Origin of the sequence: Aeromicrobium phragmitis, assembly GCF_003674095.1 — a bacterium.
Taxonomy (GTDB): domain Bacteria; phylum Actinomycetota; class Actinomycetes; order Propionibacteriales; family Nocardioidaceae; genus Aeromicrobium; species Aeromicrobium phragmitis.
On record NZ_RDBF01000082.1, the window covers coordinates 1 to 459 of the forward strand.

2 protein-coding genes are annotated in these 459 nt (G+C 72.5%); both read left to right on the plus strand.

Annotated features, from left to right (window positions below; translation table 11 throughout):
* The coding region (locus D9V41_RS16350) for a siderophore-interacting protein (RefSeq protein ID WP_133434239.1) at positions 1-310 on the plus strand (310 nt) is incomplete at its 5' end.
* The coding region (locus tag D9V41_RS16355; protein WP_166376091.1) for a 2-C-methyl-D-erythritol 4-phosphate cytidylyltransferase at positions 307-459 on the plus strand (153 nt) is incomplete at its 3' end. The genes D9V41_RS16350 and D9V41_RS16355, both read left to right, overlap by 4 nt.

Below are 459 nucleotides of genomic sequence, written 5' to 3' on the forward strand. Positions count from 1 at the left end.
GGACGAGATCGAGCTGCCGACCGACGGACACCTCGAGGTGCGGTGGCTGCACCGCGAGGGTGCGCACGCGGGTACCACCACGCTGCTCGACGACGCCGTGCGGGCGTGGACGTGGCCGGAAGGCCGGGTCCAGGCCTTCGTGCACGGGGAGTCCGCCTTGCTCAAGAGCGTGCGCCCCTACCTGCTCGACGGCCGGGTGGACCGCAAGGACCTCTCCGTCTCGGCGTACTGGCGCGTCGGGGAGACCGAGGAGGGCTTCCGGGTGTGGAAGTCCACCCAGGAGGAGGCCGTCATGCGGCCGGGCGCATGACCTCGCCCCGTGTCGTCGCCGTCCTGCTGGCCGGCGGTACCGGGACCCGGGTGGGCCACGAGACTCCGAAACAGTTGCTCGAGGTCGCGGGACGGCCGGTCATCGCGCACGCGCTCGGCGCCTTCGATCGGTGCGACGCGGTCGACGAG